Genomic DNA, 25,168 nt, shown 5'->3' on the forward strand with positions numbered 1-25,168 from the left:
AAATAAAGGTTAATCTTTACAAGGAAAACGTTACCACGTGTTACACAATCTTTCTTTACAATATATAAGGGGTTTCTTGATACACGTAATAATTCAACCAATTAGAAAACAATAAATTACCATGACTCCTCCACCTAACAAGCGGCTTTTCATCTGGATTATTATGTTTAAAATAGTTTTTTGGCACATCAATATTTAATCCCTTGTCACGATCTCGTTCGTATTCTTGTTTTAACGTCTCACAACTATATTCGCTATGTCCAAGAGCAAACACTTGCCTTCCTTCTGGCCCAATAACAAGGTGAACACCTGCTTCTTCAGAGTTTGCTAACAATGTTAATTCTTTCACTCCTCTAATATCATTCTCTCGTACTTCTGTATGACGAGAATGCGGAGCAAAAAACAATTCATCAAATCCTTGTAATAATTTCACATGTTGCTCGCAAACTTCATGTTCAAATACACCAAACATTTTTTCCTTAAGGGGATACTTTGGAACACCATAATGATAGTACAAGCCAGCCTGTGCCCCCCAGCAAATATGGAGCGTAGATGTTACATTCGTTTTTGAATACTCCATAATATGTTTAAGCTCTTCCCAATAATCTACCTCTTCAAAAGCAAGGGTCTCCACTGGCGCTCCTGTAATAATGAGCCCATCAAACTTTTCATTTTCAATATCACGAAACGTTTTATAAAAGCTTGTTAAATGTTCTTGCGTTACATTACGCGATAGATGTGATTCCATATGAAGCAAATGAACATCTAATTGTAACGGTGTGTTTCCAATTAAGCGAAGTAATTGCGCCTCTGTGTCTTGCTTCGTTGGCATTAAATTTAATATAGCAATTTTTAAAGCACGTATATCTTGTGTTTCTGCCCGCTCCTTCGTCATTACAAAAATATTTTCTTTTTGCAACACTTTGCGAGCCGGTAAATCTTTATCAATTATGATCGGCATGTGTTTTGCCTCCAACTAGAGCTGCTTCCAAATCTGCAATAATATCAGAAACATCTTCTATACCAACCGATAAACGAATTAAATCAGATGTAACACCCGCTAAACGCTGATCTTCAGCATTTAATTGTCTATGCGTCGTACTAGCAGGATGTATAACGCAAGTTCGTGCATCAGCTACGTGCGTTACAAGAGTTGCTAGTTTTACATTTGCGATAAATTCTTTTGCTGCTTCTAATCCGCCTTTAATACCGAAAGTTAAAACACCACTAGCACCTTTTTTCAAGTACTGTTGTGCTAATGAGTAATTTTCATTACTATCTAAGCCTGGATAATTCACCCATTCAATACGTTCATGATTAGCAAGCCACTTAGCAACTGCCAGAGCATTTTCGCTATGACGCTCCATTCGTAAATGCAAAGTCTCTAAGCCAATATTGCTAATATATGCATTGAATGGGCTCATACAATTTCCATAATCTCTTAATAGTTGAACACGTGCTTTCACAATATATGCTGCTGCACCAAAGTTTTGAACGTAACTTACACCGTGATAACTTGGATCTGGTTCAACAAGCTCAGGATATTTTCCATTTGTCCAATCAAAGTTTCCACCGTCAATTACAATACCGCCTAAAGAGCTCGCATGCCCATCGATATACTTCGTCGTAGAATGAACAATAATATTTGCCCCATATTCAAACGCTTGGCATAAATAAGGAGTTGCTAATGTATTATCAACGATAAAAGGTACCTCTAATTCTTTAGCGGCAGCTGAAAATTCTTTGAAATTTAAAACATTCATCGCTGGATTTCCTAATGATTCTGCATAGATAAGTTTCGTCTTATCGTTAGCAAGTGCCGTAATTTCATCTGCCGTTAAATTTGGATTAAAGAACGTAACATCAATGCCAAGCTTACGTAAACTCACCCCAAATAAATTAAACGTTCCCCCGTAAACAGTTGAAGAGCAAAGTAAATGATCCCCACTACTACAAATATTTAAAACTGCGAGCATAATAGCTGCTTGCCCAGAAGCCGTTGCAACAGCTCCTACACCGCCTTCTAAATCTGATAACTTCTGCTCAAATGCTGCTAAAGTAGGGTTTCCAATACGTGTATAAATATATCCTTCTGCCTCTAAGTTAAATAGAGCTGCTAAATCATCCGAAGTATCGTATTTATACGTTGTGCTTTGATAAAGTGGTAAAACACGTGGTTCACCATTCTTTGGCGTATAGCCACCTTGCACACAAATTGTTCCTTTTCCCCATGATTCTCCCATCTCTCATTCTCCTTTCTTTTATACAAAATAAAAAACTGCCCCTTTCCTGAAAACAAGAAAGGAGCAGTTTGAAAACACGCTCTAAAGGCTCTTTCTTATCTCTCAGGATTACTACCTGCAGGATTTGGCACAATTCCGTTATACGGCTGTTGCCAAGGTTTCATCGGGCCTGTCCCTCCACCTTTTCTTGATAAGACTATACAATTACCGTTGATTTTATAGCAATAATTTCCTAATGTCAAACAGTTTTTCTGAATGTTCTAAAATAAATGTTAACAGTTTCATATAAAGCAACAAAAGAAATATATTCTAGTCTATTTCAAAAAAGACCTTTAAAAACCTCAAATCAGTCTATAAAATTAAATAAGTAATTTAACCTATAAATTCAAATTCCCCAAAAGTTAGCCTATATGTTGAATAGGCCATCTTCTCAAAAAGATACTATATATATTCAATCCATTTTTCACTAGTATATTTCACTTTTTTCCCTACTAAGATTTACATAACGGAGGTATAACATGACAAATAAAAAAGATATGCATTACATACTTGCTCTATATGGCATTCTTCTAGGATCTATAGTAGGAGCTACAGTCTGGTTATTTTTAGTCACAATAAATATTGGAATCCACTTTATTTGGGGATACTTGCCTGAAGTTCTCTCTTTTCCCTCTTATTACACCCTTTGCGTAACAATAATTGGCGGGGTCCTTGTTGGTCTATCACAAAAACATTTCGGTACATACCCACGCCTTATGCCTGAAGTAATGGCTGAATATAAAAAAACTGGTCGAATCGAATATCGCTTTGTCCATCGGGCTACTTTAACAGCGATTATTGTTTTAATTTTCGGTGCTAGTCTTGGTCCAGAAGCCGCACTAGTTGGAATTATAGGCGGACTGTGCACATGGGTAGGGGATCGCTTTAAATTTGCCTTAAAGGGTATGAATGAGCTAACCGAGATCGGAATTGGCGCTACTTTAAGTGTCATTTTTAACGCACCATTATTCGGTTATTTAGCACCAAATGAAAATGAGGGGGAAGAAATTGCTGCTTTTTCTAAAGGAAAAAAAGCGATTGTATACTTAGCTACTACTTTCGCAGGTTTTTCTGTTTATTTACTACTGAGTAAACTTGATAATCGTGGATCCTTTATTGTTGATTTCGGAGAAGGTACACTTTCTTTCAATGAATGGATTGCATTTCTTCCACTTGCTAGTATCGGTGCTATAGTTGGTTTCTTTTATTTCAAGTTAGAATTCACATTAGAAAAGTTAATTCACCCTTTTAGAGAATACAAGCTGACACTCGGAATTATCGGTGGTATTTTATTAGGAATTGCGGGAACCTTTCTTCCGTACACATTATTTTCAGGGGAACATCAATTAAAAGAATTAGTTGTTGAATGGAGCCATTTATCTTTTTGGATACTACTTCTTTCAGGGATTTTAAAGTTGTGCATTACTGCCGTTTGTTTGAACACAGGGTGGCGAGGTGGACATATCTTCCCAATTATATTTTCTGGGTCAAGTATCGGATACGCTGTAGCATCTATTCTTCCTATAGATCCAGTAGCATCTGTTGCCATCGTAACAACAGCAATTTCAAGCTATGCGTTACGAAAGCCAATAGCTATAACATTACTATTACTTATGTTTTTCCCGCTTAATTTACTATTGCCCATGCTTGGTGCAGCTGCTATCGGGAATGCCTTTCCACTCCCAAAACATAACGAAAATAAAAATTAATAAAAATAGGCAGTGGGGACGAAAGCTCCACTGTCTATTTTTTTATTACACATGCTGCTTCAATAACGCTTCTAACTCCTCAAAATTATGCACTTCATATGTCGGTATAATCCCACTATCATTTAATTTCCTTTCTGGATTAAACCAACAAGTATCAATTCCCGCTACATATCCACCTTTAATATCAGCGCTTAATGAATCTCCAATAATCAGCCCTTCTTCAGGTGCAAAGTTAGGAATCCGTTCAAAAACATAATCAAAATACTCTTTCATCGGTTTTTGAAAACCTGTATCTTCCGAAACAAAGACATCTTTAAATAATGAATGTAACCCTGCATTGCGCAAACGTTTATCTTGCGTCTTAGAAACACCATTTGTCACTATATACAATTCATACTCCCCTTGAATTTGATTTATAAATTCAAATGCACCTTGCATGAGTTGATTTCCTTCTTCTAAGTAGTTACGATAATTATTTTCGAATAATATTCCATTTACTTCTTCTCCATACTCTTTAAACAACAGAGAGAATCGTGTATTTACAACTTCATTGCGTGATAGTTCACCTTTTTCAAAAGCATCCCAAAGACCTTTATTTATTTTTTTATAACGAGCCTCTATCTCGTCTGTTAAAGGGATTCCCTTCTCTTCAAAAAGCACCCGTAAAGCCACTTTTTCAGCCTTTTGGAAATCTAATAATGTATCATCTACATCAAATAGCAATGTTTTATATTTTTTCATAAACTCATCACACTCTCTTTTCTACAAAAACAAATTTACATAAATCGTATCATTCCTTCTTGTAAAGATAATAGGAGATATCTCATACTATAAATAGAGGTGAAAATATGAAAATCAGCAAAAATGAGGAAGAAATTTATCAATACATGCAAATCCATCAATTCCATACCCTATTTTCATTTCATGTCTTGCCATATGTAGAGCTACATTCTTTTCAAACGAAAGAGATGATATGTAGCGAAGGAAATACTCTCCCTTATCTCTATTACTTAATTTCTGGGAAGGCAAAAATATATATGAGTCATAAAAACGGGAAGGTTTCATTAATTAATTTTATTCAAGCACCATCTTTTATCGGGGAATTAGGATTAATAGGAGTAGAAAATATTACTAAGTCCGTTGAAGTACTAGAAGATTGTGTTTGTTTGGCACTTCCTCTTAAAGATTGTCAGCAACTTTTATTACAAGATGCAACATTTTTACAGCACTTATGCAAATTTATTGGAGAAAAGACAATTACTCGCACTGAAAATTACGCAAAAAACTATAGTTATCCTTTTGAAAATCGATTAGCTGCTTTTATTTTATTAACAGAACAAAATAATTGTTATATAGAAAAGCATACTGAGGCCTCGGAATATTTAAATGTCAGCTACCGTCATCTTTTATATGTATTAAATCAGTTTTGCCAACAAAATTACTTAAAAAAAGACGGAAGAACCTATTACATACGAGATCGAATTCAATTAAAAAAACTTGCTGATGAACTAAAAATATAAAAAAAGCAGCATTAACGTTTACATGTTAATGCTGCTTTTTCGAGTGACGATTATCATTTTAATTAAAATTTACTTGCTACTTTAGCTGCTTCTTCAAGACCTGTAGCAATGATTTCTTCTGCTTTATCTGGGAATTGGTTATGTCCTTCAATAATTACTGTTTCCATGTTTGTTGCGCCGAAGAAGCCCATCATACTTGCTACATATTTAACAGCCATTTCTACCTCAGCTGCTGGACCTTCTGAATATACGCCGCCTCTTGCATTTAATAATGCAATCTTCTTATCTCCAATTAGGCCAACTGGACCCTCTGGCGTATATTTGAACGTTTTACCAGCACGGTTTAAATAATCAATATATGTGTGCAATACTGCTGGAATCGTTAAGTTCCATAATGGGAAGCCGAAAACAACTTTATCAGCTTCTAGGAATTGATTTAAATACTTATCAGCAACTGCTACTGCTTTTGCTTCTTCTTCTGTTAAATCAAATCCTTTACCTACCTTGAATGTACCATTGATCATGTCTACGCCTACGTATGGTAATTCTTCTTTATATAAATCAAGTTCTACTACTGTATCATTTGGGTGTGCTTCTTTATAGTTTGCTAAAAATGCCTCATATAATTTTACACTAACTGCTTGTTCCGCTGGACGGTTATTTGCTTTAACGAATAAAACTGTTGCCATTATTTATTCCTCCTAGTACTCACTCTTATGTTGTTATATGCTTTCAAAAAAGGTATCCCTTGTAATTGTTGTTTTGTTGCTTACAAACATATTTTATCTTTATATAAAGACAATTTCGTCCTCACATAGACGTATTTTTCCATAAAAAAAGTCCACCTTCTAAAGGCGAACTTGGTCTTACGACTTTCGTCTTATACAATTCCATTTTTAACTGCATATAATGCCGCTTGCGTACGATCAGATAAATTCAACTTACTCAAAATACTACTTACATGCGCCTTAACCGTCTTTTCTGTAATAACTAAAACAGATGCAATTTCCTTATTGCTCATCCCTTTCGCTAATAGCTGCAATACTTCATTTTCTCTCGCTGTTAGCACATCCACTTGAATAGAAGATTCTTCTTCCTTTTCTTCTACAGGTAATGTTTGAGAGAGAAGAGCATTTGCTATATCCGGATGTAATTGAATATTACCTTTATATGCGCTTCGAATAGCCTCAACAAGCTGATCTGGTTCTACATCTTTTAAAATATACCCACTTGCTCCAGCCCTTAATGCAGGTAACACATGCGCCTGATCAGAAAAGCTAGTTAATACAATTACTTTCACATTTGGATACTCTTTTTTTATATATGCCGTCGCCTCAACACCATCCATTTCAGGCATATATAAATCCATTAATATAACATCGGGATTTGTTTCTCCTACTTTCACTAACGCTTCTTTCCCATTATTCGCTTCTCCAACTAACTCTAAATCTTCCTGTGTACTTAAGAAAAATGCTAATCCTTTTAAAACGACTGTATGATCATCAACTAACAATACTTTTATTTTCACAAACTTCCCTCATTTTCACATCATAATGGTACATTTACTTTTACGCTCGTTCGTTTATTACTACTTACAATTTTAATTGTTCCACCAACTAATTCTACTCTTTCACGCATCGTAGTCATACCTAGTGATTTCTTTTCTTTTATATTCTTTTCCACAAAGCCCTTTCCTTGATCAACTATTTCTAATGATACATTTTTCTCATTCACTGTAAAATAAATCGTCGCTTCTTTTACACCTGCATGCTTACTTACATTGTTCAGTGCTTCTTGGCCTATGCGCCACAAAGCTTCTTCTACTACACGAGGTAAATCACGAACACCCGTAACTTGCTCCCTAATTTTCAGTCCCAAATTTTCACCGTACTGCTTTAGAGCTGGCAATAATCCTTTTTCTAATCCTGCCGGACGAAGCTGCCAAATTAATGTCCTCATTTCTTTCAAAGCTCCTTGCGCAAGTTCACGCATCTCATGCAAAGATTGATCTACCTTTTCATTTTTACCTTTTAAAACTGCCTCGGCGCCTTTTGTCATGAAGGTTAATGAAAATAATTTTTGCGAAACAGAATCATGTAAATCTCTTGCTAACCGATTTCTTTCTTCCATTCGTACAAGTTCACGGCGCTGCTCGTTTAACCTCAAATTCTCTATTATTAACGAAACATGGTTCGATAATGCTTGAATTACATCTATTGTATTAGCATCAAACTCTCCATTATTCAAACTAACACATAAAACACCAAATATATGGTTTTGAATATGTATTGGTGTAGCAATAACAGCTCGATTTAGATGTACATTATGTCCTATTTGATGTTTTATTAGAACTGGTTCATCTTGTTCTAACGCCTTCTTGGCCGCCTCTTTTACATCCTCTTGTAACTCTTCCTGAACGTAAGACGCTCGCAGAGATAATTCTTTTTCCTCCCTAATAAAAAGCGCTACTTGATTCCATTGAAATACTTCACCTACGTGATTTACCACCTTTTCAGGTAGTACATTAAACTTATGAATCATTTTTAAATCTTGAATGAAACGCTCTAATTTCACATAATAATGTGCTCTTCTCTTTTCATTTTCATATAATTTTGTTCGCTTTAAAGCCGTACCAATTTGGAAGGCAACCGATTGGAGTAATACTAATTCTTCTTCTGAAAAATGTGTTTTACCCGGACTTGCAACATTTAACACCCCAAATTTTTCTCCCCCAGCTTTTAAAGGAACCGTAGCATGATGAAGAATGCCCTCCGTATCCCCCCAATTATATTCAATTGCATTATTAATTCTTTTACATTCAATAATATTAACGGCTCTCTCCAATTTTCCATCTACAAAACCTCGTAAACACCAACATTCACCTTCGCACATCGGGCGTTTATTTTCATATGTAAGTGCCTCTGGTAATTGATAATCAATTAACTTCGTATACTTCCCATTTTCATCCGCAAGAAAAATCCATCCTGTCGTTAAACCTGTTACACTTAGCAATTTCTCGAGGACAGCTTGCAATACATGATATGTATCATTTGATGTATTTAATGTTTCTGCAATTTCCTTTAATATAACTAATTCATTCGTACGATTATCTCGAAACATACTCATTCTCCTGCATACAAGATTTTAAATAGCTCTTAAAATAAATCATCTACTTTTCACTTTGTACTTATTCGTAACATTGATATAATGGTGAAAACATAGTTTTCATTATATCACTCGAGGGGGCTTTCATAATGACATTAAATAAAGCACTTACTATCGCTGGTTCTGACACAAGTGGCGGTGCTGGTATACAAGCAGATTTAAAAACATTCCAAGAACTGGGCGTATACGGAATGACATCTCTTACAACAATCGTAACGATGGATCCACATAACGGTTGGGCACATAACGTATTTCCAATCCCAGCTTCTACATTAAAACCACAATTAGAAACAACAATTGAAGGTGTTGGCGTAGACGCTTTAAAAACAGGTATGCTTGGATCAGTAGAAATTATTGAAATGGTTGCAGAAACAATCGAAAAGCACAATTTCAAAAATGTAGTAGTTGACCCTGTTATGGTATGTAAAGGTGCAGATGAAGCATTACACCCTGAAACGAACGATTGCTTACGTGACGTTCTTGTGCCAAAGGCATTAGTTGTAACGCCAAACTTATTTGAAGCTTACCAATTAAGTGGTGTGAAAATTAATTCTCTTGAGGACATGAAAGAAGCAGCGAAGAAAATTCACGCTTTAGGTCCCAAATACGTACTAATTAAAGGCGGAAGCAAACTTGGTACGGAAACTGCAATCGACGTCCTATATGATGGAGAAACATTCGAACTTCTAGAATCAGAAAAAATCGATACAACCAATACACACGGTGCAGGTTGTACATATTCTGCTGCAATTACAGCAGAACTTGCAAAAGGAAAACCTGTGAAAGAAGCAGTAAAAACTGCTAAAGAATTCATCACAGCTGCTATTCGTTACTCATTCAAAATTAACGAATACGTAGGTCCAACTCACCATGGTGCATATCGTAAATTCGTTGTATCAAAAGAACTTGTCTAATATATAAATAAAAACACTCACAAGGTTCATACATTGCCTCTGTGAGTGTTTTTTATAAGCTTTATGTCTTCCGGTCATCTTATCTTTAAGATGCAGAGCTGACCTTATTTCTACCATTTCGTTTCGAGTAGTATAACGCATCATCCGCCGCTTGAATAAATTGCTCTGATGCCCCTTCATACTCTGAAACCCCTACCGAAACTGTAATTTTTATTTTTGTTCCATCTAACAATTCAAATGAATGTTTTTCAACAGCTATACGAGTTTGTTCCCCAACATGAATTCCATAAGCTATTCCTTTCCTTGGTATCAAAAGCGCAAACTCCTCTCCACCCTTTCGAAAAACCAAATCCGGAAATGCTGACATTTCTCGCAAAATATGCCCTACTTGTTTTAACACTTCGTCTCCCGCTGGGTGCCCATACGTATCATTTACATGCTTAAAATGGTCAATATCTATAAGTAGTAAACAAAGTGAATCGTTTTTCAAGTGTTTATTACTAATATGACGATTCATTTCTAAATCAAACTGTCTTACGTTTCCTAGACCTGTCAATGCATCTATCGTTGCGTATTGCTTCATCGTTTGAAATAGCTCATTGGATTGTAAAACATAATTTGCACTTATGAATGTTATGTAACCTGTAATAATACTAGAAATTAAATATAATCCCACTATGTGGATCTCTTTAATTAACCATATATATAACGCTGGGATTAGAATAGATAAAATATATGCGTGTAACCATACCCACTTTTCCCCTAAAGAAAGCTTCATACGCGAAATAAAGATACTCCCTATTCCTATCGCAATGATTGTATAAAAGGCCACTTGAGAAGCTAATGAATAATCCATAAACAACAGTCTAGTTACTAAAATCATAATAATTGTTATGGTACTCGCTATCGGCCCTCCAATAATAACAGCTAGAATAACAGCTAAGTAGCGTAAATCCAATAGGATGGTACCAACACGAACACCGAAATACATTAGTAATATACCTAGTATCCCAGTAAAAATGCCTACTACACATTTCTGCCCAAAAGAGAATCCTTCTTTTAACGGCTTATCTCTTAAAAGCTGACCTCCAACAAAAATAAAGGAAAGAATAATTGTTGTATTTACAAATAAGTCCCTTAACATAAAATGATCTCCTTACTTTTCTATCTATCCCTTTCCTTACTTTATTGTATACGAAATCCCTATAATTCCCAAAGTTTTTATTTATTTTTTGCTGTTCCACGTGAAACAGCAAAAAATAAAAAGGGCGAAAACTCGCCCTTTTTCATTAACAACAGCGTGATATTTTTCCACCCTTTGCGTTAAATCTTGCTTCTTGTGCCTCAGCAAAAAATTGCTTTTGACATAAAACCTCTTCTTCAGGATGATGCTTTTTCATATGCTCCACATATACTTCATAACTTGGTACCCCAACGAGCAAACTAATAAAGCGCTTCCTTTCCCCCCATACTTGCCACAGCTTTTTAAGCATAGTTCCTCGACTCACTTTCATCTCTAGGAATATATGGTGCCTCTTTTAACGGCATTGGCTTATTTCTTAATACTTGTATCCAAATTCGAAGTGCTGAAACTAACACAGCGATTACAACTATCATAAAAATCCCACAAAGCGCTGCATCAATATAATCATTGAAAATAATTTGCTTCATTTGAGCGACATTTTTAGCTGGCGCTAACACTTTTCCCTCATCTAATGCTCTCTGAAATACCTTTGCATGCGATAGAAATCCAATTTTAGGATTTTCATGAAATAGCTTTTGATACCCCGCCGTCATTGTTACAATCAGCAACCCGACAGTTGGAATAAGTGTTACCCAAACGTACGCCTTTTTTCCCATTTTGAACAAAATTGTCGTTCCAAGTAATAATGCAATACCTGCTAGCATTTGATTTGCAATACCGAAAAGTGGCCATAATGTATTAATTCCACCGAGCGGATCTATTACCCCTTGGTATAAGAAATATCCCCACCCTAATACACATAATGTTGTAGCGATTACATTTGCTAATGTAGAATCCGTTTTCCCAAATGGCTTATATACATGCCCTAAAATATCTTGAATCATAAATCGGCCGACACGCGTTCCGGCATCAATCGTTGTTAAAATAAATAGGGCTTCAAAGAGAATCGCAAAATGATACCAAAATGCCATCATGGCCGTTCCACCTATTACTTGTGAGAAAATATATGCCATACCTATCGCTAATGTTGGCGCACCACCTGTACGTGATAAAATCGTTTGCTCTCCAACATTTACAGCGAGATCTTTTAGTTCATTTGGTGTAATAGCAAATCCCCATGAGGAAATAACTTGAGCTGCCTGCGAGACATCTGTACCGATAAGTGCTGCCGGACTATTAATTGCAAAATACGTTCCCGGTGTTAATACACAAGCTGCAATCATCGCCATCGCTGCTACAAACGACTCCATTAACATTGCTCCATAACCGATTGGCTGTGCGTGTCCCTCTTGCTCAATCATCTTCGGCGTCGTACCTGATGAAACAAGAGCATGGAATCCAGACACTGCACCACAAGCAATAGTAATAAATAAGAAAGGGAATAGGTTTCCAGAGAACACAGGACCAGTTCCATCAATAAATTTCGAAACTGCTGGCATTTGTAAATCTGGTGCTACAATTAAGATACCGATTGCTAACCCTACAATTGTTCCGACTTTTAAAAATGTACTTAAATAATCACGTGGTGCTAAAAGCATCCAAACTGGTAATGCAGATGCAATAAATCCATATACAATAAGCATAATAGCAATTGTTTCACCACTAAATGTGAACATACTTGCAAGTGTTGGATTTTCTGCTACATACTGTCCTCCAACAAGAGATAAAATAAGTAGGATAATACCAATTACTGATCCTTCTCCAACACGACCAGGCCTAATATAGCGCATATAAACTCCCATTAAAATAGCGATAGGAATCGTTGCTGCTATCGTAAACATTCCCCAAGGACTTCCGATTAGTGCCTTTACTACGACCAACGCTAATACTGCTAATAAAATAATCATAATTCCTAAAATACCTATCATTGCAATTAGTCCTGTAACAGGTCCAATCTCATCTTTAATCATTTCTCCTAACGATTTACCATTACGTCTCATTGAAGCAAATAAAATAACAAAATCTTGGACAGCCCCCGCAACAACTACCCCAACAATAATCCAAATGGTCCCTGGTAAATACCCCATTTGTGCCGCTAAAATCGGTCCTACTAAAGGTCCCGCTCCAGCAATCGCTGCAAAGTGATGTCCAAACAATACCCACTTATTTGTTGGAACATAGTCTTTCCCATCATTTAATGTATGGGCTGGTGTTTGCCGATTATCATCTAAATTAAAAACCTTTCTCGCTATAAATCTACTATAAAAGCGATAAGCAACTGCATATACACATACGGCAGCTACTAAGAGCCATACAGCATTAATGGTTTCACCTTGTGATAAAGCTATTACCCCAAAAGCACCTGCTCCTACTGCTGTAATAACGCCCCAAAGTAAAATCGATTTCAATGTCTTCACATACAATTCCCCCAATACTATTTCTTAGTGGAGATTGTACTAAATTTTCTGAATATTTAACTTGAATCCTCCCTATCATGAAGGATTTTCAGTTTATCATGTTAAAATACTCTCATTATCTACTATAATTCAATGTTATTTCGAAGGCGTTTTACATAATTACGACTGACTGGAATCGGTTGCTCATCATACCTATCTAAATACAAATTATACGTGCCATTATAATAAGGTTTCAGTTCTTTTACATATGACATATTAATTAAATAGCTTTTATGTACACGTAAAAAATCATATGCATTTAGCTTATTTTCTAATTCCTGAAGTGTATATGTTGAAATATACTGATTATTCGTTGTGTAAATTGAAACAGTTTTATTTTCTTTATTTTTACTTACATATACGATATCTTCTGGAAGAATATATCGTATGCCCTCTTGACTTTCTATCGGTAGTTTTCGCAAATAACTCTTTGCTTTCTCACCTTGTTCTTTACCTATTTTATATAAAAGAAATTGTAAATCTTCTTCACGAAATGGTCGCAATAAATAATAAAATGCTTGAAAACGAAAAGCTGTAATAGATTCTTCTATGTTTTCACCTACAAAAATAAATTTTGTATAGCAATTTATTTCTCGTAATAAACTTGCATATTCAAAACCAGTACCATCTAGTAATTTGGAACTTAAAAAAACAAAGTCTGGTATATGTTTTTTCATCATAAATAAAGATTCTGTTCCTGTCTTTGCTTCAAAACATTCTACATTTCTCATATTTTCAGTGAAATTTTCAGCTAACTCTCTTCTCTCTTCTGCCTCTTCCATAATCAGTAAAATTTTCATTTCTTCAACCACCTAATTCTTTGTCCATATGTCCTGTTGTATACATTCGCTTTTATAAGAAATAATCCCTTTTTCTTACTATACCATTATTTATCTAAAAAAACAGAAAAAAGGAAACCACTTCGGTTTCCTCTCCCCCTTTATCCCGTACTAACTGCCTATAAAGAGACAAGTAGTGTAGGATGATAAACGATCCAGGATACGTTTAAATTTTCACTTTATACTAATTCTCGTTGCTTCGTTTCCTGTCCAAGTATTATTACAGCGAATACACCAATTAAAATTGATCCACAGAAAATCGTAAATATTAATGATAGTGAAGCTTCTGAGGCAACTAAATATCCCACTAATAGTGGCCCAAGGATACCACCGATACGACCAAATGCTGCTGCCATTCCTGCACCTGTACCACGAATAACCGTTGGATACTGCTCAGGTGTATAGGCGTATAATGCTCCCCAAGCACCTAAGTTAAAGAAGGATAGTAGCATACCTGCCACAATTAATACTGTTAATGAATCCGCAACCCCAAACAAATAAGCACTGCAAGCTGTCCCAATTAAATACGTAACCAAAACAAATTTACGACCGAGACGTTCAATAAACCAAGCAGCGGTGAAATATCCTGGAAGTTGAGCTAATGTCATAATAAGTACGTATTGGAAACTTTTTATTAAACTAAATCCTTTTAGCACCATTACACTCGGTAACCAAAGGAACATTCCATAATAGGAAAAGACAACACAAAACCATAGAATCCATAGCATAATTGTTGCTTTACGATATTCCCCAGACCAAACTGATTTTATATTTTCAATAACAGATGGCCTTTTTTCAACTTTTTGGAACCTTGGGGAATCCGGTAAATTCCATCTTAAATATAAAGCATATAGTGCTGGAATTGCACTCAATACCATCGCAACTTCCCAACCATATTTAGGAATAACAAAATACGAGATAAGAGCTGCAATTAGCCATCCACCTGCCCAAAAACTTTCTAATAACACAACAATTTTCCCACGCTCATGCGCTTCAACACTCTCTGATACTAGTGTAGAGGCAACTGGAAGCTCTCCGCCAAGCCCCATACCAATTAAAAAGCGTAAAACGAGAAACATTGCAAGTGTTGTTGTTAATGCAGTTAAACCACTACCGATAGAAAATAACAATAATGTAATAATAAAGACTGATTTCCGCCCTATTTTATCTGATAGTATCCCAAAAATAAGCGCTCCTACTGCCATACCGATTGAGTTAATACTGCCTATCCAGCCCATTTCTTGCGTACTTAATCCCCAATCCTTTTGCAAGGCTACCATTACAAATGAAAGCATTCCAACATCCATCGCATCAAATAGCCATCCAAGCCCAGCTATACCAAGTAGTTTGCGCTTCGAAATTTCTTTTACCTTGCCCACTAGAAGTCCTCCTCACACAGGTGTCTTTACACATCATTTTACATGTGTGAATTGTATAAGTAAAATACTTTTGTGTAAAAAATTCTCCTTCATCATTCCCAAAAAGTAAAACGTCTATCCCGATTGGTGAGAGCTAATAATCAGTGGGGATGCCTCACTAATTAAAATTTCAATTTATTAAAAATGAACAAATAAAAAAAGCAGCGATATTTCGCTACTTTTTCGAACGCATTACTTCTTTTAAAAATTCCGCTAATACTAACTGACGACGCCAGCGTGTTGGATTACTGCATAATCTATAAAACCACTCTAAATGAATCGCTTGAATCCATTTTGGTGCACGTTTTACCTCTCCAGCCCATACGTCTAAACTTCCACCCACTCCAACAGCCATTTTCGTTTCTAAACGATGCTTATTGTTTTGGATAAAGTTCTCTTGTCTCGGGAAACCAAGTGCAACAAGTAATAAATCTGGTTTTGCTTCTTGAATGCGAGAAATAATATTCTCTTCGTCTTCTTGTTTAAAATAACCATCTTGTATACCGGCGATGGATACAGCTGAATATGTCTTTGTTAAATGATCTGCTGCAGCTTGTACAACATGCGGCTTTGCACCTAATAAGAAAACAGATACCGGCTTACTATCTTCTGATAACTTCGCAAGTAAATTACACATTAAATCAAAACCTGCTACACGTTCTTTTAAAGGTGTACCAAGCATCCCGCTTGCCTTTACAACCCCAATACCATCAGGTGTAATTAAATCTGTATTCAATAATGTTTGATAGAACTTTTCATCCTTTTTTGCGCACATAACAATTTCAGGGTTTGCTGTTACTACCTGAAACGTATGAGTTCGCTCCGCTTCTAGTTGTTCTTTTAAATATTGGACCGTTTCATCCATTGTCATTGTAGAAAAAGGAACGCCTAGAATATCAACTGTTTGTACTGCCATAGTTAACTATCCTCTCTATCATTACAAGTTTTTCGCTATTAATTGCTTATATGTTTCCTTTGTATCTTCATATAGTTTTTGAAGTGAGAAGTTCATAGTAGCATGCTCATAAATATGTTTACCCATTGCTGCTAACTCTCCAGTTTTCCACTTATCATACGCTTCTTCTAAAGCTAATGCTAATGCCTTTCCATCACCTGTTGGCACAATCCATCCGTAAGTTTCATCTACGATTAATGGTTCAATTTCTCCAGCCCTAGTCACAATTGATGGTACGCGTTGATTTGCCGCTTCTAATAAAACTAGTGGGAACCCTTCACTATGGGAAGTTAATAAATTTACATGTGACGACGCAAATAATTGTTTTACATCTTGACGATGTCCTAAAAACTCTACTTTATCGTTAATCCCTTTTTCAGTAGCTAATGACTTTAGATTTTCTTCTAATGGGCCATCGCCAACTAATAATACTTTAATTTTCTCTAATTTTGTTTGTTGTAACGCATCGAATAAAACTTCATGTCCTTTGACAGGATGTAATCGTGCTACTTGGATTGCCGTAAATACATCTTCATCAATATTGAACATTTCTTTTTTATTATAGCCTTCTGCTTTTTCCTTATCGTATTCAATTCCATTATAAATAACATGCATCTTTTCATTTGAAATACCTAATGCTGCCAGGCTTTTTTTTAATCTATTTGTTACAACGAAAAATAAGTCTATATTTTTTAAGGCTTTCAAATTTAATTTCGTAAAAATCCAACCTTTTAAGCCCTGTTTAGTAAAGTCTTGAAATGGATCACTATGAATAGTCGTTACCCATTTTGCCTTTATTCTCTTTTTCATTAAAGAAACATAGAAATTAGCCCTAGGGCCATGTGTATGAACTACATCAAATTTTTCTTTATTAATAAATTCACTTATATTCTTTAAAATGGATAAATCATAGCGCGATTTTTGTGAAAACACATGGACTTTTATCCCTAACTCCCTTGCTTCCTTCGCAACAATTCCATCTTCAAATACTGCTAATTCTACTTCACCAGTTGGAAACTGATCGAGAAGTGAAATAATATGTGTTTTCCCTCCCCCATCTTCTGCTCCTGCATTCATATGCAATATTCTCATATTTTTTCCTCCTTTAAATCCTCGCTACGTTTCCATCTATTTTTATTTTACTGTACTAAAAAATAAAAGCTAACAAAAGTTAGCTTTTATTTTTATCATTCAATTTCTAGGTCTACTATTAGATAAGCTAACACCACTACAAAGTAAATCCCAACTCCTGGTGCTGTTAAAATATGTCCTGCAATATAAGCAATACCTAACGCTAACAATAAGCTTGCTGAAATCATTCCATATTTTATATTGAATATGTCCTTAAATCTCGTAGCAAATGCTAGTAAAATTCTTAGCCCGTAATAAATAAATGGAATCATTAGTAATACAAAGCCAATAATCCCGAAATCATAAAACCAATCATGGAAGTCCATTTCAATTAGTTTTGGATCTGGCTGCTTTTGTTCATTGTATTTAAAGTTACCTGCATAACCCATTCCTAATAACTTTTGTGACATTGGCGCTTCTTTAAAGAACTGCTTATGTCTTTCTTCATATACTTGACGTCCACTGAAAATAAGATTTTCTTGATTTTCTTTCTTTTGCTCTTTCTCAAGCTCTTTCTTAACTTCCTCTTCTATCTTCGCCTTTTCTTCTGGCTTTTCAACTTTATGATGATTTTCTTCTTTTTCTTTAAGTTCTTGCTCTTTTTTCAGCTTCTCTTTAATTTCTTTTTCTTTTTGACCTTGCTGTGCCACATTTTGCTCTGATAAATAATTATTGTGAATACCCATATTTTGTGCTAATGGTGTTTGTTTAAACGTCCCAACTACACCAGCTAATAGGACCATAGCAATTACTGCATTAAGCGCAAGGGATTTTTTGTTCGGATTTTTTCTATCAAATAATAATTGTAGTACAATGATTCCGATTGCTGCCCCTAACGTAGCACCAATTGAGCCCATTCCAACTTTTGTACCGACTTGAATTAGCGAATAAATCATTAAAAGTGATGGAATCCAATATAAAATGTGTTTCCAGCTCTTTGTTTTTTGAATAGAATATAGTACCACAATAGGGAAAATAATAGCTAAGATTGAACCTAGTTCATTCCCTGCATAGAACCAACCTCGAGAACCAACCTTCATCCATTCATAACTACCAAAGTCAGTAGATGTTGAAATAGAAATAACCATAATTGCGTTAATGATTAATGTAGAATATACAATACTATTTCGAACCTTATCACTAATATTAACTGTCTTTTTCAATGATTTTAAAGCTAAAATGTATGATCCCAGCATGATATATATATATAATGCTTTCGCAACGAATTTAACCTCTTCACCAAGTACAATAGGATTTTTAACTAGTTTGTTATTAATAAACCCTATCCCTAAAACTCCGGCTAATAATATAAGATAAATTAAAAACTTTCTATTTTCCTTCTCTTTTGCCTGAATTAAAATGTAAATACCACCAACAGCCATAATAAGGAATCTTACTAAAATTCCAACGGTAGCATTTGACTTTAATAAAGTTATGCTAAGAGACGTTAATAAATCTAAAACAGGCTGTAAAATAATAAAAAAGAGCAAAAAATGCTCAAATCTAACCCTAGCTTGATTTGCTAACATTCCAAGACCTCCATACAAAATCTTAACATTATCTTTTAATCATAATTTATTATCGTTAAAACACACCTAGCAATTATAACATAACTCATATTTAAATTGAGAACTATTTTTATACCGAAACTAGCCACTCCACCTTAAGTAACAATAGAAAATATTATCCTTTAGCTATCCTTCCCTATCTCTATAAAAACTATCTAACACCCTTTCACTTATTATCAGCATTATAGTAACATTTATTAATCCTTGTATTAATATATAAAATTTAATAATTACAAAATGACATCTACTCGGCTATCCTACAACTAAAGATTAACTTTGCTTCATTTTCCCCTAAACATTTTCAAACGCTTTCTTTATGTATTTTATCCGTTTTTCTACATGTAACGAAAAGTAATTGTTATTTCCAATACTTTAGTGTATATTTTTTCTCTGGAACATCTTTAAGAGGAAGGGATTAAGGCCATGTTATTAATCGATATATTTACGTTTCTTGGCATTATCGCCGCTGCCATTTCTGGTACATTAGTTGGTTTAAAAAAAGATTTAGATTTATTTGGTGTCCTTTGTTTAGCTGTAGCTACTGCGCTCGGCGGCGGTATTATTCGTGATATCATGATTGGTAACCTGCCCCCTGTCGCATTTGTAAAACCCATTTACTTTTTCGTAAGTGTATTATCAGCATTATTTACTTGTATGTTTTTTGAGCGCATCAATAAACTTCAAGTCGTTATTATGCTTTCTGATGCTGTTGGCTTAGGCGTTTTTACAGCTATTGGTGCAAATGCGGCAATGTCACATCATGTTGACGCCTCATTTCTAGTTGTTTCAATGGGAGTCATTACAGGTATTGGAGGCGGTATTTTGCGTGACATTTGTGCTCAAGATATCCCTTACGTATTCCGAAAAGAAATTTACGCAATCGCTTCTATCTTAGGAGCAATTAGCTTCCTAATCACACACGCTATGGGGGCGCACGTATTAGCTTTCTATGTTTGTTTATTAGTAACATTCGTTATTCGTGTCGTCACTGTAATATATAATGTGCATTTCCCTGTTTTCTTTAAAACACATGCTAAAATTAATAAAGGCCATTAAGAGAATTCTATCTAGAATTCTCTTAATTTATATACTATTCAACGAACTAATATAGAGTAATTATATATAAGCATATATAATTACTCTATATTAGTTTTAAAATTGAAAACGTTTTATATACAGGGGGAAGAATGATGCTTGGGGTTTTCAAAAAAAATATTAATAAAACAAATGCCAGTATAATCGAATTAAGTAAGGACCAACAAATAACTTTTAATGTACCTACTAATTCTGAATTAAAAATTCAAATGGATATGCTACATATTTCAAAAGAAGATTTACAAGTTGTAAAAGTACTACAGCCTTTTATTTATGCAGAAATTGATTGGATTACTGAAAAATTCTATGCCAACATTACAAAACAACCTAATTTAATTACTATTATTGAGCGTTACAGCTCTATTCCAAAACTAAAACAAACTTTAAAAACACATATTAAAGAATTATTCAGCGGCAATATGCATGAAGATTTTATTGAACAGCGTGTTAGGATTGCCAAAAGGCATGTACAAATTGGTTTACATCGAAAATGGTATACTGCTGCTTATCAAGAATTATTCCGCTCTATCATGAAGATTTTACAAACAAAATTAACAACAATCGATGATTTTTCCTATTCTATAAATGTCATAAATAAATTATTCACTCTTGAACAAGAACTTGTTCTTGCAGCTTATGAATCTGAATATGAAAGAATGCAAAAAGAGCATGAGAAAGAAAAAGAATTAACTGCTATGACAATTACGCATATCGCAACAGAACTAGCTGCTGTATCTGAAAAGACAAGCTCTTCTATTCAAAAACTAACCGCTAAGTCTGAAACTATTGTAGAGATTGCTAAAACAGGTACATCATTAGCTACAACATCTGAAGAAAAAGCGAATAAAGGGAAAGAACAATTAAACCAGCAAAACAAACGAATGGGATCTATTCAAATGAATATGGAAACAATTATTACAGATACTCATGAACTTCTTGATATTTCTAACAAAATTAACGAAATCATAGATATCGTTAAATCAATCGCGGAGCAAACAAATTTACTCGCACTAAATGCTGCTATCGAGTCTGCACGTGCTGGAGAATTTGGGAAAGGGTTTTCTGTTGTTGCTGGCGAAATCCGAAAATTATCAGAGCAAACGAAAGAATCTATATTTAACGTTACAAAGCTCGTCGAAAAAACAAATGAACAAATTACTCGTGTCTCGTCTTCTGTGAAACAAATTAGCTCTCTCGTATCGGAAGGAACAGATAGTATGTCGGCAACAGATCGATACTTCCAAGAAATCGTAAAAGATATGTCTAACTCAAAAGAACAGAATAAGAAAATTGAACACGAACTACAAGCTATTTCACAAGTAATGAAAGGAATTCAAGATGATTCCTCACAAATGGCTCTAACAGCCGATAATTTGCAACTAGAACTAAATCGATAAGATGAAATTTAGTAGTCAAGCATACTTTTCATCTGTACTAACTACTAAATTTCATCTTCCATCAAAAAAAAGAATCCAGAATGGATTCTTTTTATTTTCTGAAAAATATTTTTTGACAATACACATAACTCATATAAACACCAAAGCTCTGCAAAATAAACAATGCTGGCATAATTACATTGTAATATGCCATATCTACTTGGAAGAGCTTTAACAATACGTATCCACTAATTAAAAATAAGAACAACATATATCCCTCATTTTGTTGTTTCTTAATAAGGAAGTGTAATAGAGCTATAGTCATAAACAATGTTACGGCTATATATATCAGTTTTTCATATTTGAAAAGAATAGAATTTATCCCCTCATCTGAAAACTGATTTATCATCGGTTCTAAAAGTTTAAATCTTTCTCCCTCAATCTCTTTTAACTTTTGATCAATATGCTCTGTTACACTTTGATTTTTCGATATTTTTTCTTCATGTTGCGTTTTTCCAATTAAAACAGATTGAACATACGTCTCATTCGCAATCGTATATTGTGACATTCCCATTGTCTTAATTCCATAATTCACACCAAAATGGGCACTATAAAATAGAATAAGTATCCCTATCATCTTTAGTAACACCTTTTGTTTCGTTGCTGATTGAAATACTTCGATTAATAATACATATACCGTGATAAAAATAGGAAGAAATAATCCCATTGGGAAAATCATATTACTAAATGCAAATAAAATCGCTGAAAATACCCACATATAAGGATGATCTAATCCTTTATATAAAAGTATGTAACAAGCAAAATAAAATAAAAATATTGCAAGTGACTCAGGAGTTAATACGGAACTCATGAATATATTTGGAATATACAGAGCATAAAAGATAGAAGCAATACGACCGCATTCTTCTCCAAAAACCATTGCTGCAATACGATAAATAAAAAATGCGGTTCCTGCGCAAAATAACACATTAAATAGTTGTAAAGCGAATAATGTATCACCAAATATACGAATAATTACTGACTCATATATAATAAAAGGCAAATGAGTTACAGTCTCTATATTATTACCAATTGCAATCTGCTTTGCAGACTCATACATCACTTTCAGATCACCAATTATTGGAGCGTCTACAAATAACAGCATACTAAGTCTCACAACTATAGATATACTTATAAGAAAAATAAGAAATTGTTTATCTGTAAAACGATATTGTAGAATTGATGCCACTAACAAAATGAGTATGATAAAAATTGCTAATATGATTGTTACACTTGTTGTACTTCCTCCAAAAAATTGCTTACTTTTCTCAAATGCTGCCCAACAACTATAAACAAAAAATGCGAGCATCGCACCGATTGTAATTTTATTAAAGAAAGATGAAAAATTTGTTTGTATATGATTCATATGTCCATTGCACCTCTATTTCCATTCATAACAAAACGATTCTATCATGAATGAGTACACGGCTGATAGAGAATTTCTATGACAAATACATAGTCATTACTTTTTACTTGCAATGTAAGCGAATCCTCTTTTACACTACATTTTAGATAAAATAAATTTTCTTTCAGTTACATGAATACAAATACAGAAGTTTAAATAATCCTCTTTTGGAATACACTTTACTTCATTAAATATCTAATATGAGTAATCCGCTTACACATATTATTCTGATTGAAAACAGACTATAGGGGCTGAATATATGGAAAAGAAATTCATGCGAGAATCTAAAGCAATTAAGACAACACGTGTTTTTCCTAACGATTTAAATAATCACCAAACACTTTTTGGAGGGAAATTATTAGCAGAAATTGATAGTATTGCTTCGATTGCGGCTGCAAGACATAGTCGTAAACATTGCGTAACAGCATCTATTGATTCAGTTGATTTTTTAACTCCAATTCACCAGGCTGATTCTGTTTGTTATGAAGCATTTGTATGTTATACAGGGAAATCTTCAATGGAAGTTTTCGTAAAAGTAATCGCAGAAAATTTATTAGCAGGCGAGCGTAGAATTGCTGCTACTTGCTTCATTACATTTGTAGCAATAAAAGATGGAAAACCTTCGTCGGTACCACAAGTACTACCTGAAACTGAGGAAGAACATTGGTTATACACAACCGGTTCAGAACGTGCGGAAAATAGAAAAAAAGGACGTTTAAAAAGCAAAGAAATGGCTGAGGTTTTAACTTTAAATAAACCTTGGAATATTTAATACAATACTCTTCCATATACATGCACAGATTTTTTCTTCCTTGCATGTATTTTTTTATACAAAATATCACCTCTTACCATTTTATTCTCAATCTGTTCTCCTAAATCATGCACCAGCTTTTCCTTTATTTTGTTATACTGTTAATGGTATATTAAATAAAGTTCGTTTAAAAATAACCATAATATGATTAAGTATATAAGGGATGGTGCGGTAATGACTATTGAAGTACCAATTTCAATACCAAAAACGTTAATTATTATTCCAGCGTATAACGAGGAAGAAGCAATTGCAGATACATTAACAAGATTATTAAAACTAAAACAGCATTTTACAGGATTAAGCATTTGTGTTATTAATGATGGATCACACGATAAAACAGCTCAAATCGTACAAGATTTTCCTGTTCACCTTGTGAATTTACCATATAACCTAGGTATTGGCTCAGCTGTACAAACTGGATATAAATACGCATATGAGAACGGATATGATATTGCGATTCAGTTCGATGCTGATGGACAACATAATCCAGATGATTTATATAAAATTATAAAGCCAATCGCTGAAGATGAATGCGATATGGTGCTAGGGTCACGTTTTACAGAAAAAACAGCATATAAAGGTAGTATTTCCAGAAGGATCGGTATTTTTTATTTTACTGCCCTATTGAAAGTACTAACAAAACAAACATTTATGGATCCAACTTCTGGATATCGTGCTATCAATCGAGAAGTAATTAAAATTTTTGCACACAACTATCCAAAAGATTATCCAGAACCAGAAGTTCTTATTCATTTAAAAAAGAAAAAACTTCGCATTAATGAAATATCTGTAAATATGCAAGAGCGACAAGGTGGACAATCTTCTATCACACCTTTTAAATCTGCATATTACATGATTAAAGTAAGTCTTGCTATATTGATGCAAAAAATCGTGAAAGGTTGATAATAAATGCCTATAATTACCTTTTCATTCATCTTTATTTTATTATTATTATTATTAATTATTAATTCCATTCGCCGTGGAACTTTAGAAACGAAATATGCTGTTTTATGGATTTTTGTTTGTATTGCAATGGCTATTTTAAGTTCTACCGATAAAATTATAAACTGGATTGGAAAACTATTAAAAGTAGAATATCCCCCTTCCATTTTATTCTTATTTGGACTATTATTCTGTTTCATCTTAATTTTTGACCTAACAAGAAAAATTTCTAAACAACATCATCAACTTGTAACATTAACGCAAGATTATGCGTTACTAAAGCAAAAATTAAATGCAACTGAGCCAGACAAAGACTAACCTAATATTTCATAGCTAATATAAAAAACCTCTTAATTTATTGCAAAAATTAAGAGGTTT

At 34.2% G+C, this 25,168-nt stretch carries 23 protein-coding genes, 1 pseudogene and 1 riboswitch; of the genes and pseudogenes, 9 read left to right on the forward strand and 15 right to left on the reverse strand.

The annotated features are described in order from the left end of the window. Positions 1-55: 55 nt before the first annotated feature. A complete protein-coding gene (gene metA, locus ACX9TM_RS27280) occupies positions 56-961 on the reverse strand; it encodes a homoserine O-acetyltransferase MetA (RefSeq protein ID WP_065381849.1) in 906 nt (301 codons plus the stop codon). Continuing rightward, entirely contained in the window at positions 945-2,243 is a 1,299-nt protein-coding gene (locus tag ACX9TM_RS27285; RefSeq protein WP_000504787.1) for a bifunctional O-acetylhomoserine aminocarboxypropyltransferase/cysteine synthase, read from the reverse strand. Before ACX9TM_RS27285 ends, metA begins: the two co-directional genes overlap by 17 nt. A gap of 92 nt (positions 2,244-2,335) precedes the next feature. Beyond that, a riboswitch (SAM riboswitch) is annotated at positions 2,336-2,440 on the reverse strand. Between the two features lie 321 nt (positions 2,441-2,761). Between ACX9TM_RS27285 and ACX9TM_RS27290 the strand changes: the two genes are divergently transcribed. After that, positions 2,762-3,991 (forward strand): chloride channel protein, encoded by a 1,230-nt coding sequence (locus ACX9TM_RS27290; protein ID WP_000182456.1) that lies wholly within the window; start codon positions 2,762-2,764, stop codon positions 3,989-3,991. 45 nt (positions 3,992-4,036) lie between these two features. Here the strand turns inward: ACX9TM_RS27290 and ACX9TM_RS27295 are convergent, their stop codons facing one another. Continuing rightward, positions 4,037-4,732, reverse strand: coding sequence for a YjjG family noncanonical pyrimidine nucleotidase (locus tag ACX9TM_RS27295; protein ID WP_000760196.1), 696 nt, complete (start codon positions 4,730-4,732; stop codon positions 4,037-4,039). Positions 4,733-4,839: 107 nt separating this feature from the next. On the opposite strand from ACX9TM_RS27295, the gene ACX9TM_RS27300 reads away from it, so the two are divergent. Further along, a complete protein-coding gene (locus ACX9TM_RS27300) occupies positions 4,840-5,511 on the forward strand; it encodes a transcriptional regulator YeiL (RefSeq protein WP_000703310.1) in 672 nt (223 codons plus the stop codon). 62 nt (positions 5,512-5,573) lie between these two features. Here the strand turns inward: ACX9TM_RS27300 and ACX9TM_RS27305 are convergent, their stop codons facing one another. From ACX9TM_RS27305 to ACX9TM_RS27315, 3 genes are all read right to left on the reverse strand, one after another. Next, entirely contained in the window at positions 5,574-6,200 is a 627-nt protein-coding gene (locus ACX9TM_RS27305; RefSeq protein WP_000246734.1) for an FMN-dependent NADH-azoreductase, read from the reverse strand. Between the two features lie 191 nt (positions 6,201-6,391). Beyond that, complete coding sequence (locus tag ACX9TM_RS27310; RefSeq protein WP_000695801.1) at positions 6,392-7,039, reverse strand: response regulator; 648 nt, start codon at positions 7,037-7,039, stop codon at positions 6,392-6,394. Between the two features lie 20 nt (positions 7,040-7,059). After that, positions 7,060-8,631: a GAF domain-containing sensor histidine kinase gene (locus ACX9TM_RS27315; protein WP_000488138.1), complete on the reverse strand. Its 1,572-nt coding sequence runs from the start codon at positions 8,629-8,631 to the stop codon at positions 7,060-7,062. A 134-nt stretch (positions 8,632-8,765) separates the two neighbouring features. Here ACX9TM_RS27315 and pdxK point away from each other — a divergent pair, with 134 nt between their 5' ends. Then, positions 8,766-9,590: a pyridoxine/pyridoxal/pyridoxamine kinase gene (pdxK, locus tag ACX9TM_RS27320; protein WP_000174260.1), complete on the forward strand. Its 825-nt coding sequence runs from the start codon at positions 8,766-8,768 to the stop codon at positions 9,588-9,590. A gap of 85 nt (positions 9,591-9,675) precedes the next feature. On the opposite strand, the gene ACX9TM_RS27325 is transcribed toward pdxK, so the two are convergent. The 8 genes from ACX9TM_RS27325 to ACX9TM_RS27360 all read right to left on the reverse strand — a co-directional run bounded on the left by ACX9TM_RS27325 (position 9,676) and on the right by ACX9TM_RS27360 (position 19,062). Continuing rightward, positions 9,676-10,734 carry a GGDEF domain-containing protein gene (locus tag ACX9TM_RS27325; RefSeq protein ID WP_000942917.1) on the reverse strand — a complete coding sequence of 353 codons (1,059 nt, stop codon included), beginning with the start codon at positions 10,732-10,734 and terminating at the stop codon, positions 9,676-9,678. Between the two features lie 145 nt (positions 10,735-10,879). Next, positions 10,880-11,083: a YbdD/YjiX family protein gene (locus ACX9TM_RS27330; RefSeq protein ID WP_000914503.1), complete on the reverse strand. Its 204-nt coding sequence runs from the start codon at positions 11,081-11,083 to the stop codon at positions 10,880-10,882. After that, positions 11,076-13,151, reverse strand: a complete 2,076-nt coding sequence (gene cstA / locus ACX9TM_RS27335) for a carbon starvation protein CstA (RefSeq protein ID WP_047792095.1) — start codon at positions 13,149-13,151, stop codon at positions 11,076-11,078. Before cstA ends, ACX9TM_RS27330 begins: the two co-directional genes overlap by 8 nt. Before the next feature lie 122 nt (positions 13,152-13,273). Beyond that, positions 13,274-13,990: a LytR/AlgR family response regulator transcription factor gene (locus ACX9TM_RS27340; RefSeq protein WP_000698256.1), complete on the reverse strand. Its 717-nt coding sequence runs from the start codon at positions 13,988-13,990 to the stop codon at positions 13,274-13,276. Positions 13,991-14,208: 218 nt separating this feature from the next. Beyond that, positions 14,209-15,408 (reverse strand): MFS transporter, encoded by a 1,200-nt coding sequence (locus ACX9TM_RS27345; RefSeq protein ID WP_000521075.1) that lies wholly within the window; start codon positions 15,406-15,408, stop codon positions 14,209-14,211. A 214-nt stretch (positions 15,409-15,622) separates the two neighbouring features. Continuing rightward, a complete protein-coding gene (locus ACX9TM_RS27350) occupies positions 15,623-16,363 on the reverse strand; it encodes a WecB/TagA/CpsF family glycosyltransferase (RefSeq protein ID WP_000290748.1) in 741 nt (246 codons plus the stop codon). A gap of 21 nt (positions 16,364-16,384) precedes the next feature. Beyond that, complete coding sequence (locus ACX9TM_RS27355) at positions 16,385-17,494, reverse strand: glycosyltransferase family 4 protein (protein ID WP_001221227.1); 1,110 nt, start codon at positions 17,492-17,494, stop codon at positions 16,385-16,387. Positions 17,495-17,589: 95 nt separating this feature from the next. Beyond that, complete coding sequence (locus ACX9TM_RS27360; protein ID WP_065381850.1) at positions 17,590-19,062, reverse strand: O-antigen ligase family protein; 1,473 nt, start codon at positions 19,060-19,062, stop codon at positions 17,590-17,592. A 462-nt stretch (positions 19,063-19,524) separates the two neighbouring features. On the opposite strand from ACX9TM_RS27360, the gene ACX9TM_RS27365 reads away from it, so the two are divergent. The 3 genes and pseudogenes from ACX9TM_RS27365 (at position 19,525) to ACX9TM_RS27375 (ending at position 21,593) form a co-directional block, all read left to right on the forward strand. Next, the gene (locus ACX9TM_RS27365; protein ID WP_000924371.1) at positions 19,525-20,157 is read left to right on the forward strand and encodes a trimeric intracellular cation channel family protein; all 633 of its coding nucleotides are present in this window, start codon (positions 19,525-19,527) and stop codon (positions 20,155-20,157) included. A 134-nt stretch (positions 20,158-20,291) separates the two neighbouring features. Continuing rightward, positions 20,292-20,837 (forward strand): annotated as a pseudogene (locus ACX9TM_RS27370) (protoglobin family protein); the annotation flags it as partial. A 54-nt stretch (positions 20,838-20,891) separates the two neighbouring features. Beyond that, the gene (locus tag ACX9TM_RS27375; RefSeq protein WP_370541919.1) at positions 20,892-21,593 is read left to right on the forward strand and encodes a methyl-accepting chemotaxis protein; all 702 of its coding nucleotides are present in this window, start codon (positions 20,892-20,894) and stop codon (positions 21,591-21,593) included. Between the two features lie 91 nt (positions 21,594-21,684). On the opposite strand, the gene ACX9TM_RS27380 is transcribed toward ACX9TM_RS27375, so the two are convergent. Continuing rightward, positions 21,685-22,998, reverse strand: a complete 1,314-nt coding sequence (locus ACX9TM_RS27380) for an ArnT family glycosyltransferase (RefSeq protein ID WP_001015630.1) — start codon at positions 22,996-22,998, stop codon at positions 21,685-21,687. A gap of 298 nt (positions 22,999-23,296) precedes the next feature. Here ACX9TM_RS27380 and ACX9TM_RS27385 point away from each other — a divergent pair, with 298 nt between their 5' ends. The 3 genes from ACX9TM_RS27385 (at position 23,297) to ACX9TM_RS27395 (ending at position 25,108) form a co-directional block, all read left to right on the forward strand. Continuing rightward, a complete protein-coding gene (locus ACX9TM_RS27385; protein ID WP_000412123.1) occupies positions 23,297-23,809 on the forward strand; it encodes an acyl-CoA thioesterase in 513 nt (170 codons plus the stop codon). Positions 23,810-24,022: 213 nt separating this feature from the next. Then, positions 24,023-24,751: a glycosyltransferase family 2 protein gene (locus ACX9TM_RS27390; protein ID WP_000151539.1), complete on the forward strand. Its 729-nt coding sequence runs from the start codon at positions 24,023-24,025 to the stop codon at positions 24,749-24,751. Between the two features lie 6 nt (positions 24,752-24,757). Further along, positions 24,758-25,108 carry a DUF2304 domain-containing protein gene (locus ACX9TM_RS27395; protein ID WP_001121774.1) on the forward strand — a complete coding sequence of 117 codons (351 nt, stop codon included), beginning with the start codon at positions 24,758-24,760 and terminating at the stop codon, positions 25,106-25,108. The last annotated feature ends 60 nt before the right edge of the window (positions 25,109-25,168 follow it).

Source organism: Bacillus sp. LH1, assembly GCF_057924895.1.

Coding starts and splice junctions, on each gene's coding strand:
- metA (WP_065381849.1), bottom strand. CDS start 961: ATGCCGATCATAATTGATAAAGATTTACCGGCTCGCAAAGTGTTGCAA.
- ACX9TM_RS27285 (WP_000504787.1), bottom strand. CDS start 2,243: ATGGGAGAATCATGGGGAAAAGGAACAATTTGTGTGCAAGGTGGCTAT.
- ACX9TM_RS27290 (WP_000182456.1), top strand. CDS start 2,762: ATGACAAATAAAAAAGATATGCATTACATACTTGCTCTATATGGCATT.
- ACX9TM_RS27295 (WP_000760196.1), bottom strand. CDS start 4,732: ATGAAAAAATATAAAACATTGCTATTTGATGTAGATGATACATTATTA.
- ACX9TM_RS27300 (WP_000703310.1), top strand. CDS start 4,840: ATGAAAATCAGCAAAAATGAGGAAGAAATTTATCAATACATGCAAATC.
- ACX9TM_RS27305 (WP_000246734.1), bottom strand. CDS start 6,200: ATGGCAACAGTTTTATTCGTTAAAGCAAATAACCGTCCAGCGGAACAA.
- ACX9TM_RS27315 (WP_000488138.1), bottom strand. CDS start 8,631: ATGTTTCGAGATAATCGTACGAATGAATTAGTTATATTAAAGGAAATT.
- pdxK (WP_000174260.1), top strand. CDS start 8,766: ATGACATTAAATAAAGCACTTACTATCGCTGGTTCTGACACAAGTGGC.
- ACX9TM_RS27325 (WP_000942917.1), bottom strand. CDS start 10,734: ATGTTAAGGGACTTATTTGTAAATACAACAATTATTCTTTCCTTTATT.
- ACX9TM_RS27330 (WP_000914503.1), bottom strand. CDS start 11,083: ATGCTTAAAAAGCTGTGGCAAGTATGGGGGGAAAGGAAGCGCTTTATT.
- ACX9TM_RS27340 (WP_000698256.1), bottom strand. CDS start 13,990: ATGAAAATTTTACTGATTATGGAAGAGGCAGAAGAGAGAAGAGAGTTA.
- ACX9TM_RS27350 (WP_000290748.1), bottom strand. CDS start 16,363: ATGGCAGTACAAACAGTTGATATTCTAGGCGTTCCTTTTTCTACAATG.
- ACX9TM_RS27355 (WP_001221227.1), bottom strand. CDS start 17,494: ATGAGAATATTGCATATGAATGCAGGAGCAGAAGATGGGGGAGGGAAA.
- ACX9TM_RS27360 (WP_065381850.1), bottom strand. CDS start 19,062: ATGTTAGCAAATCAAGCTAGGGTTAGATTTGAGCATTTTTTGCTCTTT.
- ACX9TM_RS27365 (WP_000924371.1), top strand. CDS start 19,525: ATGTTATTAATCGATATATTTACGTTTCTTGGCATTATCGCCGCTGCC.
- ACX9TM_RS27375 (WP_370541919.1), top strand. CDS start 20,892: ATGACAATTACGCATATCGCAACAGAACTAGCTGCTGTATCTGAAAAG.
- ACX9TM_RS27380 (WP_001015630.1), bottom strand. CDS start 22,998: ATGAATCATATACAAACAAATTTTTCATCTTTCTTTAATAAAATTACA.
- ACX9TM_RS27385 (WP_000412123.1), top strand. CDS start 23,297: ATGGAAAAGAAATTCATGCGAGAATCTAAAGCAATTAAGACAACACGT.
- ACX9TM_RS27390 (WP_000151539.1), top strand. CDS start 24,023: ATGACTATTGAAGTACCAATTTCAATACCAAAAACGTTAATTATTATT.
- ACX9TM_RS27395 (WP_001121774.1), top strand. CDS start 24,758: ATGCCTATAATTACCTTTTCATTCATCTTTATTTTATTATTATTATTA.